Annotated in this window: 14 protein-coding genes; 9 read left to right on the top strand and 5 right to left on the bottom strand. The window is 66.1% G+C overall.

What is annotated here, in order from left to right; all coding sequences use genetic code 11:
* Positions 1 to 69: 69 nt before the first annotated feature.
* Genes ACFVUS_RS08725 through ACFVUS_RS08715 form a run of 3 tightly spaced genes read left to right on the top strand, consistent with a single transcriptional unit; the run spans position 70 to position 3,101 of the window.
* Positions 70 to 924, top strand: coding sequence for an ABC transporter ATP-binding protein (locus ACFVUS_RS08725; protein WP_387762743.1), 855 nt, complete (start codon positions 70 to 72; stop codon positions 922 to 924).
* Positions 921 to 1,904, top strand: a complete 984-nt coding sequence (locus tag ACFVUS_RS08720; protein ID WP_387762741.1) for an ABC transporter permease — start codon at positions 921 to 923, stop codon at positions 1,902 to 1,904. The genes ACFVUS_RS08725 and ACFVUS_RS08720 overlap by 4 nt, the downstream gene beginning before the upstream one ends.
* 57 nt (positions 1,905 to 1,961) lie before the next feature.
* Positions 1,962 to 3,101 carry an ABC transporter substrate-binding protein gene (locus ACFVUS_RS08715; RefSeq protein ID WP_387762739.1) on the top strand — a complete coding sequence of 380 codons (1,140 nt, stop codon included), beginning with the start codon at positions 1,962 to 1,964 and terminating at the stop codon, positions 3,099 to 3,101.
* Between the two features lie 54 nt (positions 3,102 to 3,155).
* Here ACFVUS_RS08715 and ACFVUS_RS08710 read toward each other — a convergent pair whose 3' ends face one another.
* A complete protein-coding gene (locus ACFVUS_RS08710; protein WP_387762737.1) occupies positions 3,156 to 4,646 on the bottom strand; it encodes a phospholipase D-like domain-containing protein in 1,491 nt (496 codons plus the stop codon).
* Between the two features lie 93 nt (positions 4,647 to 4,739).
* Between ACFVUS_RS08710 and ACFVUS_RS08705 the strand changes: the two genes are divergently transcribed.
* Both ACFVUS_RS08705 and ACFVUS_RS08700 read left to right on the top strand, forming a co-directional pair.
* Positions 4,740 to 5,123 carry a VOC family protein gene (locus tag ACFVUS_RS08705; RefSeq protein ID WP_387762734.1) on the top strand — a complete coding sequence of 128 codons (384 nt, stop codon included), beginning with the start codon at positions 4,740 to 4,742 and terminating at the stop codon, positions 5,121 to 5,123.
* A 107-nt stretch (positions 5,124 to 5,230) separates the two neighbouring features.
* Positions 5,231 to 6,481 carry a hypothetical protein gene (locus ACFVUS_RS08700; RefSeq protein ID WP_387762732.1) on the top strand — a complete coding sequence of 417 codons (1,251 nt, stop codon included), beginning with the start codon at positions 5,231 to 5,233 and terminating at the stop codon, positions 6,479 to 6,481.
* A gap of 1 nt (position 6,482) precedes the next feature.
* On the opposite strand, the gene ACFVUS_RS08695 is transcribed toward ACFVUS_RS08700, so the two are convergent.
* Complete coding sequence (locus ACFVUS_RS08695) at positions 6,483 to 7,034, bottom strand: DivIVA domain-containing protein (protein WP_387762729.1); 552 nt, start codon at positions 7,032 to 7,034, stop codon at positions 6,483 to 6,485.
* A 90-nt stretch (positions 7,035 to 7,124) separates the two neighbouring features.
* Entirely contained in the window at positions 7,125 to 7,796 is a 672-nt protein-coding gene (locus tag ACFVUS_RS08690) for a TetR/AcrR family transcriptional regulator (protein WP_387762727.1), read from the bottom strand.
* A 58-nt stretch (positions 7,797 to 7,854) separates the two neighbouring features.
* Between ACFVUS_RS08690 and ACFVUS_RS08685 the strand changes: the two genes are divergently transcribed.
* Complete coding sequence (locus tag ACFVUS_RS08685; RefSeq protein ID WP_387762725.1) at positions 7,855 to 9,348, top strand: flavin-containing monooxygenase; 1,494 nt, start codon at positions 7,855 to 7,857, stop codon at positions 9,346 to 9,348.
* Positions 9,349 to 9,445: 97 nt separating this feature from the next.
* Here ACFVUS_RS08685 and ACFVUS_RS08680 read toward each other — a convergent pair whose 3' ends face one another.
* Positions 9,446 to 9,973, bottom strand: a complete 528-nt coding sequence (locus ACFVUS_RS08680; RefSeq protein ID WP_387762723.1) for a dihydrofolate reductase family protein — start codon at positions 9,971 to 9,973, stop codon at positions 9,446 to 9,448.
* 1 nt (position 9,974) lies between these two features.
* The gene (locus tag ACFVUS_RS08675) at positions 9,975 to 10,895 is read right to left on the bottom strand and encodes a helix-turn-helix domain-containing protein (RefSeq protein WP_387762721.1); all 921 of its coding nucleotides are present in this window, start codon (positions 10,893 to 10,895) and stop codon (positions 9,975 to 9,977) included.
* Positions 10,896 to 11,106: 211 nt separating this feature from the next.
* On the opposite strand from ACFVUS_RS08675, the gene yajC reads away from it, so the two are divergent.
* From yajC to secF, 3 genes are all read left to right on the top strand, one after another.
* Entirely contained in the window at positions 11,107 to 11,508 is a 402-nt protein-coding gene (gene yajC, locus ACFVUS_RS08670) for a preprotein translocase subunit YajC (RefSeq protein ID WP_387762719.1), read from the top strand.
* Between the two features lie 97 nt (positions 11,509 to 11,605).
* Positions 11,606 to 13,306: a protein translocase subunit SecD gene (gene secD / locus ACFVUS_RS08665; RefSeq protein WP_387762717.1), complete on the top strand. Its 1,701-nt coding sequence runs from the start codon at positions 11,606 to 11,608 to the stop codon at positions 13,304 to 13,306.
* On the top strand, positions 13,306 to 14,535 hold the full coding sequence (gene secF, locus ACFVUS_RS08660; protein WP_387762714.1) for a protein translocase subunit SecF: 1,230 nt from the start codon (positions 13,306 to 13,308) through the stop codon (positions 14,533 to 14,535). The genes secD and secF overlap by 1 nt, the downstream gene beginning before the upstream one ends.
* Positions 14,536 to 14,627 lie beyond the last annotated feature (92 nt).

The raw sequence follows: 14,627 nt of genomic DNA, 5'->3' as shown, positions 1-14,627 counted from the left end.
CGTATACGAAACAGGGGCGTAATCATGTTGACCGCGAACGGCAATGCGGCCCCGATAGAACTGTGAAGCATGAGCACCACCGCTTCACAAGCCATAACGGACCGAGGCCGGACCGGGGATACCACCGCCGACAGCGACGGCAATGTATACACCGGCCCGGCCTCCAGCGTCCCGGCACTGGCTTTCGATAACGCGAGTTTGGTCTTCGAGAACGGCACCCACGCGCTCGATGGCATCGATATCGCCATTCGCACAGGCGAATTCGTCTCCCTCGTCGGTCCCTCGGGCTGCGGTAAATCCACGCTGCTGCGACTGGCCGCCGGTTTCGACAAACCCACCGCCGGTGGTGTGCGGGTGGCCGGCACCCAACTGGGCTACGTCTTCCAGGAAGCCACCCTGCTGCCGTGGCGGTCCGTGCTGCGCAATGTGGAACTCCCCGCCGAACTGGCGGGCGTCGACAAGGCCGCCCGCCGTGCCGCCGCCCGCGCGGCCATCGAACGGGTGGGCCTGTCCGGCTTCGAAAACCACAAGCCCGCACAGCTTTCCGGCGGTATGCGCATGCGCACCTCGATCGCCCGCGCCCTCACTCGCGCGCCGGAGCTGTTCCTGTTCGACGAGCCCTTCGGCGCACTCGACGAGATCACCCGCCAGCGCCTCAACGAGGAGGTGAGCGGGCTCTACCGGCGCTCCGGATTCACCGGCGTCTTCGTCACCCATTCGGTGGCCGAGGCGGTATTCATGTCCACCCGCGTCATCGTGCTCACCGGGCGGCCCGGCCGGGTCGCCGCCGATATCGCGGTGCCCCTGGACTTTCCGCGCACCCCCGAACTCCGCTACACCCCGGAGTTCGCCGAGATCGCCGCCACCGTCTCGGCCGCCCTGCACGCGGCCGAGAGCACCGAAACCACCGGGAGGGCCGCATGACCGCCGCAACCGCTCGATCGGCCGCCGCCGCGACAATGGTCGCCGCGGCCATGGCGGGGGAGCCGACCCCGGACGATCGTGGTTCGGCTGCCCGGGTACCGGCTGCTCCGGCCGGAACCGCGCCTGTCACCGCGACGACCGACCGGGGGACCGCCACCCCGGAATCACCGTCACCGGCACGTGGAAAAACGCTGTGGCCCTTCGCCATCGCGCCGATTCGGGTATTCGCCCCGGTGACGGTGTTCGTCATCGTCATGGCGGCCTGGTCGGTGGTGAGCCACTACGTGATCGCCGAGGATTCCCGGTTCCTGCTGCCCCCACCGGAATCGGTGCTCGCCAAGGGACTGCTCGACACGACCGCCCGCACCGAGATTTTCACCGCACTCGGCTCGACGGTGCAGATCGCGCTCACCGGATTGGCCATCGCCATCGCGCTCGGCGTCGCCTTCGCGGTGATCATGAGCCAGGCGCGCTGGGCGGAGTATTCCCTCTACCCGTACGCCGTTGTGCTGCAAACCATTCCGGTGCTCGCGGTGGTGCCGCTGTTCGGCTTCTGGTTCGGCTACGAGTTCGGCAGCCGCGTCATCGTCTGCGTCATGGTGTCGCTGTTCCCGGTCATCACCAATACGCTGTTCGGCCTGAAGTCGGTGAATGCCGCCGAGCATGACCTGTTCACCCTGCACGGCGCGTCCCGCCGGCAGCGATTGCTGAAACTGCAACTGCCCGCGGCATTTCCGGCCATGATCACCGGTTTCAAGATCTCCGCCGGAATGGCCATCATCGGATCCATCGTCGCGGACTTCTTCTTCCGCCAGGGCGATCCGGGCATCGGCCGCATGATCGATGTCTACCGGCAGCGCCTGGCCACCGAAGAGCTGCTCACCGCCCTGCTGCTGTCCTCACTCGTCGGCCTGATCCTGTTCTGGATCTTCGACTTCCTCGCCGCCCGCGTCGACCGCGCGCACGGTAAGCGCCGCTGACGAAACCGGCCGCGCCACACAAGTTTCCACCCCGTAGTACCCAACCAAGGAATGCTCGTGAAGAAACGTCTCCTCGCCGCCGCCGCCCTCGCGGGCAGTCTCGGTCTCGTGCTCACGGCCTGCGGCGGTGGCGCCTCGTCGCCCAAGCCGACCGGTCAGGGCGTGCTCGCCGGAATCTGTCCGGCCACCGTCGTCATCCAAACGGATTGGTACGCAACGCCCGAGCGGGCCGCCGCCTACCAGCTCGTCGGCCCGAACGGCACCGTCGACGCCAAGAAGGGCGCGTACGTCGGACCGCTCGGTGACACCGGCGTGAATGTCGAAGTGCGCCTTGGCGGTCCATTCCTGGGCGGGCAGCCGGTGCCGGCGCAGATGTATCAGGACACCAGCATCACCCTGGGCATGGTGCCCACCGACGAACAGGTCCGCGCCGCCGCCAAGACGCCGCTGACCGGCGTCTTCGCCTCCCTCGATATCAACCCGCAGATCATCATGTGGGATCCGGCCACCTATCCGCAGATCAAATCCTGGCCCGATGTGGCGGCCAGCGGTGCGCCGATCCTGTATTCCGAGGGTAAGCCGTACATGGATTTCCTCGTCGCCAACGGCTACGTGAAGAAGGAGCAGCTCGACGCCTCCTACGACGGCACCCCCAGCCGCTTCGTGGCCGAGAAGGGGCGGGTCATGCAGCAGGGCTACGTATCCAATGAGCCCTACCGCTGGGAACATGATGTGAAGGGCTGGCAGAAGCCCACCGCCAGTCTGTTGATCGCCAAATCCGGTTATGAGGCCTATCCGCACGCCTGGTCCGTGCGCACCGGGGAACTCGACAAACTTCGCCCGTGCCTGCAAAAGCTCGTCCCCATGCTGCAGCAGGCCCAAATCGACTACGCCACCAACCCCGAACCCACCAATCAGGCCCTGCTGCGTATCTCGCAGACCATCCCCGACGGCCCGCCCATCAGCGCCGCGGGCAATACCGATTCGGTGAAAGTCCAACTCGCCGAGAAGATCATCGGCAATGGACCCGATAACACCCTGGGCAATTTCGACACCGCCCGCGTCGACCGCGCCATCGCCCAGATCGCGCCCATCCTGAAGGCCCGCAGTCAGCCGGTCCCCGACGGTCTCAAAGCCTCGGATCTGGTCACCAATGAATTCATCGACACCGCGAAGGGCCTGAAAACCCAGGGCTGACTCTGCGAACGCGGTTGGCGCACAACCGCGTTCGATGGCAGCGCCGGTCTTCGGTCACCGTGCGGATTGACCGGCCCGCAGTCCCCACGCGCGGCGCAGATCCCGGTTCGGCAGGATGCGGTCCCACAGGCTCGGCGGGGTGCGTTCGGGGTCCATCAGCTCGTTCTCCGCGAGCGGGCTGTCCTCGTGTTCGACGGTTTCGGGTTCGAATCGCTTCAGGGTGCGGCCGGTGCCGCGCAGCGTTTCCACGGTGCGCAGCAGTGAGGACGTTTCGGCGAGGGTCGCGTCGAAGGTCGCGGTATCGGTGTCGAGGTGTTCGCAGAGCAGTCTGCGGCGCATGCCGAGGATGGTGTCGCGCAGCTGTTCGGCATCGGCCGTCTCGGGGGTGACCTCGACGGCCAGATCGCATTCGGTGTCGAAACCCATCGAACGGTTATTGAGGTTCGACGAGCCGACGCGCAGCAGGCGATCGTCCATGACCAGGACCTTGGCGTGCACGTAGATCGGGGCGTCGCCCGCGGTGACCGGATAGTAGACGCCCAGGCGGTTGCCGGTATCGGCCTGCCAGAGCAGATGCAGCAGGCGGCGGCGAGCGCCGTCCATCGCCAGCTGTTCCAGCCAGCCGTCGGCATTGCGCGGGATGACCAGCACGATCTCCGGGCCGTCCGGTTCGCGCAGTCGGGCGGCGATGGCCTCGGCGAGGGTGCGTGAGGCCAGGTACTGGCTCTCGATGTAGAGCGAACGGGTCGCGCCCGCGATGGCCGCCAGGTACAGCGCCTCGATCTCGCGGACTTCGGTGCGGTCCGCCAGTTCGGGGAGCGTGCGGGCGATACCCACATCCACCGATTGCATGGTCGGGTTCAAACCTTCCGGCCAGGGGGCGTCCCCGTCCAGTGCGCCGACCGGCTCCAATTCCTGTCCCGTCGCGGACTTCCAACGGGCCCTGGCCAATTCGCCGATCGCCGCCGCCGCGTCACCGTCGACCGCGGTGGTCGCGTCATGCCACGGTCCGTAGCGGTTGCCGCTGGGTTCGGTGCGGTAGTGGTTGTCATCGCGATGATCGCCGGTATCCCAGCGGTCGACGGTCATATCGATGCCGCCGCAGAACGCGAGCGCGTCATCGATCACCACGATCTTCTGATGGTGTGCCGAACCGATCGGATGCGCGCCGTCGATCTCGAAGTGCAATCGCTTATCGGTCAGCCAGTTCAGTACGAAGACCGGTGTCATCCCGCGGGTGATCGCCGCGAACGCGCCGATATTCCATTTCAGCAGGTAGATATCGAGATCGGGCCGCTCGCGGGGCAGCCAGGACAGGAACTCGCCCAGCCGATTCGGCCCTTCGAGGGTCGCGCCCTGCGGTTCGAACTTGATCCGGGTGTCGAAATCCCAGCCGATCAGCACGATTCGCTTGCGCGCCTGCAACATCGCCGACTTGGCATGGCGAAAGTAGTCCGCCGCATCGACAATGCACGCCAGCCGTTCGGCCTGCGCTATCTGCCAGCAGGTTTCACCCGGAACGAGGATTCGCGACTCGTCACTCATACGCACTCAACTCTCTCGTCCAGCCACCCACCCGCCCGCACAGACGGACAATTCACCCTACTGCGCCTAATCCTCTGCGCTAGCGTCCCCACCATGGCTTGCAGAATCACCGAACTGGTCATCGACTGCACCGACCCCCAGCGCCTGGCCGACTTCTGGTGCGAAGTCCTCGGTTACACCGAACTCGGCTGGGACGAAGGCACCCTGGAAATCGGCCCGCCCGGCGCCGAATTCGGCGGCCCCCACCCCACCCTGCTCTTCAGCCCCACCACCGACCCCCGGCGCGGCAAACTCCCGCTGCACCTGGACGTGAGCCCCACCGACCGCGACCAGGCCGAGGAACTCGAACGCATCCTCGCCGCCGGTGCGAAGCTCGCCGATATCGGCCAGGGACCCGATGTCTCCTGGCATGTGCTGACCGATCCCGAGGGCAACGAATTCTGTCTGCTGCGCGGCCGGGTGGATCCGCTCATGTGAGCGGCACGATCGAGCGGGGTGTCGATTCGTGCGAACTACTGAGCGCGGGCGCATGTCGGGCTTCCTCGATACGTTGTCAGGGACAGTGTTATCGGGGAGGGAATGTTATGGGAGAGTCGGTCGGCTGGGTCGCGGTGCGCGGCAGGACGTCGGATGAGGTGTGCGGGGCGCTGGGGTTGCGGCGGACGGGGGAGCGGAGTGCTGTTGCGGCGCCGCCGTATTCGGGGGCGATGGGGCGGGGTGGGTGGTATCTCGTGGTGGCCGAGGGAGGTTATGAGGAGATCGAGGAGATCGCGGATCTGCCTCGGCTCTCGGTGGGGTGCGAGGTGATTTCGCTCGAGGTCGAGGAGCTGGCGGGGTGCGCGTCCATCGAGGGGTGGGTCGATGGGGCGCAGCGGTGGCTGGTGGCCTTCGATCCGTATATCGATGACGGTGAGCTCCGGGTGAGCGGTGAGCTGCCACCGCAATACGATTCGGCCCGCCGCCGGTGCGCGGCGGCCGCGGCGAGCCCCTTCGATCTGCCCATGTTCCTGGCCGAGGAGCTGGTGGGCTACAGCTACGATTCGCCCCTCACCACCGGTGCGACGGCGGCCGCGGACTCCGCGACGGCAGCGCCCGATGACACCGTGGAGCCCTTCGAAACACTCGAATCACCCGTCACCGCGGAACTGCTCGGCGGGGTCACCGACCGGCTGACCGCCGCCCTGACCGCGGCCGGTTTCACCGCCGTCGATCCCCTCGACGAGTGGCGCTGCTGGTTCACCAGGGATACCGCGGTGCCGGGAATCACCGCGGCGGTGGCGGCCCATATTCGGCGCAGCCGCTTCGGCGATGTCGAAATCGACGGCTACGCGGTGCTTTTCGATGCCGAGGTGGGCCGATTGGTGGCCGAGCTACCCGAGACCGCGTGGCTGGACCGGGAAGAAGGCGATGATCGCCGATTCGGGGAGATCGACGACCTCGGCTTCGCCGGGAGCGATCGGGGCTGGGATCCGGGGCACGGCTTCCTGCTCGGGCGCGGCGCCGATTTCGACAAAGCGGTGGAATGGTTCATGGGTTATGTGCGCGGTCCGGTCGCGCCCTGGCTGGCGCAGTGGCCCGACGCACAGGCGTTCGTGGACTCGGCTCGCCTGCGCGACAAGGGAATGCGCTTCAACGCCGCCCGGCTGCGCGGTGCGGTCGTCTGGTGTCTGCTCCATGATCAGCCGGTACAGGCCGCGGATCTGATGGGCTGGTATCTACGCCCGTTCCGCCGCCTGCGTGACCCGTTCGGCGCGTTCGATTCGCACGCCCGCGCCACCGCGTTCGATCTCGCACTGCGCGAACGCTTTCCGGACTACGCCCGCGCGCGGAACTGAATCAGCTGGTGGCCTTGGACAATTGCTGCGAGACGAGGTCGAGGAAGGCGTCGACCTCCTCCCGGTGATAGGCGGCGGTACCGGGGGAGGCGGTGTGAAATCTGGTGTGGCGCACATCTTCCGCGGTCAGTCCGTTGGGACCGTCATGTGCCAGGGTCGCCGCGAGCCGATCCAGGAATGCCCCGACCTCCTCGGCGGCATAACCCGATAGCCCGAACGGCGGAGCGGAGAACCGCATCCGCAGCACATCGTCGTGGGTGAGCGGATCCTCCTGCTGCCGCACCGCGATGAGCGGATGCCCGCGCCGCAGATACTCGAGTTCCAGGCAGATCTGATCCAGGAACTCGTCCACCTGCTCGATGTCGTACCCGCGATGCCCGAACGGCGGCCCGTCGAATTCCACCAGCCGGATATCGGCGGCGCTGAGATGATCATGGCCCGACATGGTGTCGGCGATGCGCCCGCAGAAGGCGTCCACCTGGCCGGGGTGATAGCCGTGGTGCCCGAACGGTGCTGTGCCGAAGTGTCTGCGGCGAACGTCCTCGGGGGTCACGCGGTCATTGTGCCAAGGTGCTCATGTCCGAATCGTCGCCGCCCCTTGCGGATCCGCTTTGTCGGAACCTCGGGTCCGGGCCACCCGGCCTCAGTCCTTGCGCACACCGTCGATGATCAACCGCCGAATCGCCTGGGTGAGATCGGCGGTGGTCGCCGCGGAGGGTTGCGGCTGCCGTAGCCCGTGCAGGATCGCGGCCAGCAGCATGCCGGTCACCGCGCGCGAGGTATTGACGGTGTCCAGATCCGCGCGCAAATACCCCTGTTCCACACCGTGTTCCAGATACGCCGTGGTCAGCGCGTCGGCCGTATCGAGCAGTCCGTACAACCGCATGGTCAATTCGGTATCGATACCGGTGGCCTGGAACAGCAGCAGCTGCGCCACCCGGGCATCGGCCAGGAAAATATCGTTGAGCGCGCTGCCGATGCGTTCGAGCTGCGCCCGGTACTCCTCCAGGCTCTCGGCCGCGTCGGGTGCGTTATCGGTGCCCAGCGCCTCGATGATGCGGGCCGCCAGATCGTCGATGACGTGATCGATGATGTCGCGCTTATTCGCGAAGTACCGGTAGAACGTCCCATGCCCGATGCCCAGTTCGGCGGCGATATCGGCGATGCCGGTGGCGTGATAGCCCTTATCGGCGAAGCAGGCGAACGCGGTATCGATGATCTCCTGGCGGAGTTCGGCCTTGCGCCGTTCGATTCTCGAGGATGGCTTCGTCACGACCCCGATGATACGGTGTTCACAAACGGAATGAGATGTCATTCCGTGACATCCGGGTCACATACGGCCTATGGGCCGCAGTTTTACAGGGAGGTTCGTCGTGGCACCTCAGTACGACGCGATCGTGGTCGGTGCGGGTTTCGGCGGGATGGGCGCGGGCATCGAGCTGGATCGGCTCGGCCTGAGCAATTTCGTGATCCTGGAGCGCGAGGACGACCTCGGCGGCACCTGGCACGTCAATCACTATCCGGGCCTGGCGGTGGACATCGCCTCGGTCACCTACTCCTATTCTTTCGAGCCCAACCCGAATTGGTCGCGCCTGTTCGCGCCGGGTGCCGAGCTCAAGAAGTACGCCGAGCACGTCGCCGACAAATACGATCTGCGCCGTCGCATGCGCTTCGGCACGGTCGTCGGGGGCGCGCGCTGGGATGAGGAACAGCAGCACTGGGTCGTCGCCATCGAGAACGGCGAATCGGTCACCGGCCGTTATCTGATGACCGCCACCGGCTTCCTGTCCCAGCCCTACACCCCGCCCTTCCCGGGCATCGACACCTTCGCGGGCAAGATCATTCACACCACCCGGTGGGAGAACGATTTCGACCTGACCGATACCAAGGCCGCCATCATCGGCACCGGCGCGACCGCCGTGCAGCTGATTCCCGAGGTCGCCAAGAAGGCGCGTGCGCTCACCGTCTTCCAGCGCACCCCGATCTGGGTGGTGCCCAAGGTCGACACCGCCATCCCCAAGCCGGTGCAATCGCTGTTCGCGCGAGTTCCGTTGACGCAGAAGGCCGCTCGCATGGTGAACACCACCATGCTGGAAGCGCTCATGGTCGTCGGCGTGCTGCATTTCAAGCAGGCCAAGCCGTTGAACAAGGCCGCCGCCGCACTCGCCAAGGCGCATCTGCGGAATTCGGTGAAGGATCCCGAGACCCGTAAGAAGCTCACGCCCGATTACGATTTCGGCTGCAAGCGCCCCACGTTCTCCAATCACTACTTCAAGACGTTCAACGAACCGCATGTGCGCCTCGAGACCAACTCCATCGATCACATCGAGCCCGACGGCATCGTCACCGCCGACGGTCACAAGACCGAGATCGACACCCTGATCCTGGCCACCGGCTTCAACCTGTGGGATGTGAACTTCCCGGCCATCGAGATCATCGGCCGCGACGGGGTCAACCTCGGAAAGTTCTGGCGGGACAACCGTTTCCAGGCCTACGAGGGCATCACCGTGCCGAAGTTCCCGAACTTCGTCAGCCTGAACAGCCCGTACTCGTACAGCGGCCTGTCCTACTTCACCACCATCGAGGCCCAGATGAAGCATATGGGCCGACTGTTCGGTGAGATGGCGCGTCGCGGCGAAGAGGTCTTCGAGGTCACCGAACAGGCCAATACCGGATTCCTGGATCGCGTCACCGACAAGCTGGACTCCTCGGTGTTCTACGGCGGTCAGTGCTCCACCGCGCGCAGCTACTACTTCAACCAGCACGGTGAGGCGGCGCTGCTGCGCCCCACCAGCACGTTGAACGCGCACCGCGAGGCGGCGAGCTTCCCGCTGGACGATTACACCTACGGCACCCGCTCGGCCTGAGCCCGGTGAGCTCCGTGCCGGGTAGGTCCGGTACGGAGACGCGCGGCCGGAGGGTCGGCTCCGGCCGCGCGGCCAGGTCTACTTCACGACTGCGCGGCTATTTCACGACTTCGAAACGGGCGCAGACGAGTTCGCCGTTCAGTGCCGTCTCGACCGCGCGCAATTCCTGCCGCACCGGGAACATCGGCGCGCCCGATCCGAGGGTGACCGGGGCGAACGAGACGATGATCTCGTCCAGCAGTCCGTGCTCGGCGAATTCCGCCGCCAGTCCGCCACCACCGACCACCCACAGCTTCTTGTCACCGGCCGCGGCTGCCATCTGCTGATGGATCGCCGGAATCGGCGCACTGGTGAAGCGAATATCGTGCTCGGGCCGCGGCTCGAATTCCCGATGCGTCACCACCCAGACCGGCACCGTGTACGGCCACGGGCCGGGCTCATTGTCGAGCAGCCACTGATAGGTGTTGGCCCCCATGACAATCGCGCCTATCTCGGCGATGAACAGCTCATAACCCATCGGTCCCGAACCGTCGTTCTTGCGGGTGAGCAGCCAATCCAGGGAATGCTCCGCATCGGCGATGAAACCGTCCAGACTGCTGGCGGTGTAATAGGTGGTGAATGGCATCTCAACCTCTCCGTCGTAGCCACATGATGGGATCCCCGTGGCCGATTTCCGTTGTCTCATCGGGTGATTCGGCCCGCAGCCAGGCTCGGACGAGCAGTCTGCGATGTGCCGAATAGGTCAGTACATGTGCGATCACGCTGCCCAGTACGAAGCTCTCCGGCGGTTCGCACAGCGCGTCGATGAGGGTGTCGTTCCAGCCACCGCGCCCGTCGATCTCGCGCACGGCGGCGAGCCAGCGCGGGGTGATCTCCTCGAATCGCTCTCGCAGCGCCGCCGGATCGTCGGCCGCCGCGGCCGGGGTGTCCGCACCCTCGATCGCGGCCAGCCAGACCTCCCTGGTCCGGATCAGAGTGGTCAGCACCCCGGCGATGGATTCCTCCACCCCGTCCCACTCCAGCACCGAGAATCCCGGTGCGCGCACGTGCCGATACCGCTCATCGGGCAGTCCCGCCGCCCGTTCCAGCAGCTCCCGGGTGTCATCCACCTCGTGGTGCAGCATGATCGCCGTCGGGTCCATATCGGGCCGTCCCTTCGGTTCGCTCTCCACCCACAGCGACATGGGCGGATGAAAGTGCACACCGTTGACCGCGGGCAGCCAGCGCGCCGCGCGGTCGGTCGTGGTCCCGCTCGGCGGATGTCCATAGGCCCGGCTGTATGCCCGGCTGAACCCTTCGACCGATTCGTATCCCGCCTCGAACGCCACCTCGGTGACGCTCTCCCCGTGACTCAATTGCCAGGCCGCGCGTTCGAGCAGCACCCGCCGCCGCAGCGCCACCGGTGATTCCCCGGTGCCGCGGGTGAATTGCCGGGAAAAATGGAACGGCGACGAGAACGCCTCGGCCGCCATATCTCCCAGCGTCGAATTGTCCTGCGCCAGCACCGCGTCCAGCAGTTCACGAAGTCGATCTCGTCCGATGCGCACTCGACAAGTCTCGCGTGCGGGCCGCCCGGCGCGCTTGACCGATCTTGCTCTGTGTCGGCCATTCGCCGGGCGAGTGCTGTCCGCACGTCCGGCCAACTCATTCGCCCTGGGCGAATCCAATACAGGTCGACGCGCCCTATCTCAGGATCTCCTGGCAGACTGTCGGGGAAACGACCCATTCGACCACTCAAATTAAGGGCTGACTTCGACGATGGACCTTCTGCTGCCGCTGCTGCTGGTTGCTCTGCTCATCCCGATGTTCCTGGGGGTCCGCCGCCAGAAGCGGGAGATGGCCAAGGTGACCGAGATGCAGGAAGCCCTGAAGGTCGGCGACCGGGTGGTCACCACCTCCGGCCTATTCGGCACCGTCGTCGAGGCCGATGATGATTCGGTCGATATCGAGATCGCCGAGGACGTCGTCACCACCTGGCTGCGCGCGAGCATCCGCGAAATCCGCAAGGATGACGCCGCGGTCACCGAGGAGTCGACCGACACCGATACCGAGGCTCCCGCCATCGAATCGGTGTCCGACAGCGTTCCCGCGTCGGAGAACACCGACGCGACCGCCGGGTCGGAGAACTCCGACGCGGCTCCCAAGCTGTCCAAGGACTGACATTCCCGCGCGCCGTCGGCCCGCCGCGATCCGGCGGCCGACGGCGCTGCGGTGTGCCCGCTCGATCCATCACTGATCCGCCTAGGAGATAAGTACTGTGCCACCTTCCCAGGGAACGGCGCATCCGTTGCGCCTGCTCGGCGTCTACGCCGCACTGGTGGCCGTGATGTTCGGCCTGATCTTCTTCACCGGAGACAAAACGGCGAGCCCCAAGCTCGGCATCGACCTACAGGGCGGTACCCGCGTCACGCTGACGCCGCGTACCCCCGACGGCGGCAAGCCCAGCCAGGACAGTCTGCGCAAGGCGCAGAGCATCATCGAGCAGCGCGTCAACGGCCTGGGTGTCTCCGGTTCCGAGGTCGTCATCGAGGGTGACAACCTGGTCATCACGGTTCCGGGCGAGGACGGCGCGCAAGCCAAGGCGCTGGCCACCACCGCCAAGATGTACGTCCGCCCGGTGATCCAGGCCATCGCGCCGCAGGTGAAGAACGGCCAACCGGTCAATCAGCAGCAGCAACAACCGCAGCAGCAACCGGCCGCGCCGCCCGCCTCGGTCTCCCCGAGCGCCCCGGCCGACGCGCCGCCCGCCGCGGATGTCGCGCCGACGACCGAGGCCCCGGCCGCGCAGAACCGGGTGTTCCCGGCACAGGCTCCTACCGCGCCCCCGGCGCAGCCGACCCCGCAGCAGACGCAGAAGGAGATCGCGGACGCGAAGGCCCTGCGCCAGAGCACCGATCAGACGATCCAGCAGACCGCCATGCTCACCATGGACTGCACCAAGCCGGATCCGTTGCAGGGCAACGACGATCCGAACCTGCCGCTGGTGACCTGTGGTGTCGAGGGCAATGAGGTCTACCTGCTCGACAAGAGCCGCCTGGACGGCCAGGAGATCAAGGACGCCTCCGGACAGTACGTCCAGAAGGAATCCAAATGGGTTGTGTCCGTTGACTTCAAGTCCGGCGGCGCCGACACCTGGGGCAAGCTGACCACCGAGTACTACAACAAGCAGCTGGCCTTCGTGCTCGACACCAAGGTCGTCAGCGCGCCCGTGGTGCAGCAGGGCGGCCAGTACGGCGGCAGCACCTCGATCTCGGGCCCGGGTATCAACAAGTCCTCCGCGCAGGAGCTGGGCAATACCCTCAAGTACGGTTCGCTGCCGCTCTCGTTCCAGACCTCGGAGGCCGAAACCGTCTCCGCGACACTGGGTTTGAGCTCGCTGCGGGCCGGTCTGATCGCCGGCGCCATCGGCCTGGTGGCGGTGCTGCTGTACTGCCTGCTCTACTACCGCATGCTCGGCTTCCTGGCCGGTTTCTCACTGGTCGCGGCCGGTGTGGCGGTGTACGCGCTGATCATCCTGCTGGGCCGGTCGATCGGGTTCACCCTCGATCTCGCCGGTATCGCCGGTTTGATCATCGGTATCGGTATGACGGCGGACTCGTTCGTCGTGTTCTTCGAACGCATCAAGGACCAGATGCGCGGCGGGCGCAGTTTCCGCTCCGCGGTCCCGCGCGGCTGGCAGCGCGCACAGCGCACCAACCTCTCGGGTAAGACGGTCTCGCTGATCGCGTCCGCGGTGCTCTACATCCTGGCCGCCGGTCAGGTGAAGGGCTTCGCGTTCACGCTGGGTCTGACCACGGTGCTCGACATCATCGTGCTCTACCTGGTCACCTCGCCGCTGCTGATGCTGGCGTCGCGCTCGGCCTTCTGGGCCAAGCCGTCGGTGAACGGTCTCGGCGCTGTTGCTGAAATTGCCCGGGAGCGCAAAGCGGCGTCCGGCGTCCTGGTGAAGGAGGCGTGATGGCGCGCGACAACAGTTCGGTTCTGGATATCGATTCCGAACTCGACTACGAATCCGAGCGGGCGACGCGTAAGCACAGCCTGTTCGAGCGGTTGTACACCGGCACCGGCGGTTTCGAGATCGTCGGACGGCGCAAGCTGTTCTACGGTCTCGCGGCGCTGCTGCTGCTGATCGCGATCGCCTCCATCGCGGTGCGCGGGTTCACCCTGGGCATCGACTTCGCCGGTGGTTCGCGTATCCAGTTGCCCGCGGGCGACGGGGTCACCACCTCGCAGGTGGAGAAGGTCTACGCCGACACCCTCGGCCATGACGCGGTCGCGGTGCAGAAGGTGGGCTCCGGTTCGGCCGCGGCCATTCAGATCCGGTCCGACAGCCTGGACAAGGATCAGACCGACAAACTGCAGAACGCGCTGTTCAACGCCTTCAAACCGAAGGATTCGAACGGACAGCCCAATATGAACGCCATCTCCACCGCGGAGATCAGCGAGACCTGGGGTGGCGAGGTCACGCACAAGGCGCTGCTGGCGCTGGTGGTGTTCGTCGTATTGACCATGGTGTACATCGCGATTCGCTTCGAACGCGATATGTCCATCGCGGCCATCGGCTCGCTGTTCTTCAATCTCGTTGTGACGGCGGGCATCTACTCGCTCGTCGGTTTCGAGGTGACGCCCGCGGCGGTCATCGGTCTGCTCACCATTCTGGGTTATGTGCTGTACGACAACGTGGTCGTCTTCGACAAGGTCGAGGAGAACACCGAGGGCGTCCTGCATCTGACCAAGCACACCTACGGCGAGAAGGCGAACCTGGCGGCCAACCAGACGCTGATGCGCTCGATCAACACCACCATCATCGGCATCCTGCCGATCATCGGCATGCTGGTGGTCGCGGTATGGCTGCTGGGCGTCGGCACGCTCAAGGACCTCGCCCTGGTGCAGCTGGTCGGCATGATCGTCGGCGCGTACTCCTCGATCTTCTTCGCGGTGCCGCTGCTGGTGACCATCAAGGAGCGCTTCGGCCCGGTGGCCGCGCACACCAAGAAGGTGCTGGCGCGGCGCTCGGGCGCGGTCAGCGGGCGGGCCACCGAGGCCGCCGCGCAGCGTGCGGGCGCGGCCAGCCGTCCGGTGACCGCGGGTGCGGGGCGAGACGGTTCCGCACCGCGTTCGCGCGGGGGCGATGCCCCGCGACCGGGTACTCGACCGACCGGGAAACGAACCAAGAGAAGGCACTGAGCGCAGGGGGTTGCGGCAAGTGATTGGAAACAAAGCTCGCCGCGACGGCTCTGTCGTGGCTCGCGGTTCGGTCATCGTGCTCGCCGGTGTGG

The sequence above is a fragment of the Nocardia sp. NPDC058058 genome, from assembly GCF_042885355.1.
Lineage (GTDB): Bacteria > Actinomycetota > Actinomycetes > Mycobacteriales > Mycobacteriaceae > Nocardia.
This window is presented reverse-complemented; position numbering and strand designations above follow the sequence as displayed.

What these genes read in the sequence shown, in the direction of transcription:
- ACFVUS_RS08725 (WP_387762743.1), top strand. Translation starts at nt 70, where the DNA reads ATGAGCACCACCGCTTCACAAGCCATAACGGACCGAGGCCGGACCGGG.
- ACFVUS_RS08720 (WP_387762741.1), top strand. Translation starts at nt 921, where the DNA reads ATGACCGCCGCAACCGCTCGATCGGCCGCCGCCGCGACAATGGTCGCC.
- ACFVUS_RS08710 (WP_387762737.1), bottom strand. Translation starts at nt 4,646, where the DNA reads ATGAGTGACGAGTCGCGAATCCTCGTTCCGGGTGAAACCTGCTGGCAG.
- ACFVUS_RS08705 (WP_387762734.1), top strand. Translation starts at nt 4,740, where the DNA reads ATGGCTTGCAGAATCACCGAACTGGTCATCGACTGCACCGACCCCCAG.
- ACFVUS_RS08700 (WP_387762732.1), top strand. Translation starts at nt 5,231, where the DNA reads ATGGGAGAGTCGGTCGGCTGGGTCGCGGTGCGCGGCAGGACGTCGGAT.
- ACFVUS_RS08690 (WP_387762727.1), bottom strand. Translation starts at nt 7,796, where the DNA reads ATGACATCTCATTCCGTTTGTGAACACCGTATCATCGGGGTCGTGACG.
- ACFVUS_RS08680 (WP_387762723.1), bottom strand. Translation starts at nt 9,973, where the DNA reads ATGCCATTCACCACCTATTACACCGCCAGCAGTCTGGACGGTTTCATC.
- yajC (WP_387762719.1), top strand. Translation starts at nt 11,107, where the DNA reads ATGGACCTTCTGCTGCCGCTGCTGCTGGTTGCTCTGCTCATCCCGATG.
- secF (WP_387762714.1), top strand. Translation starts at nt 13,306, where the DNA reads ATGGCGCGCGACAACAGTTCGGTTCTGGATATCGATTCCGAACTCGAC.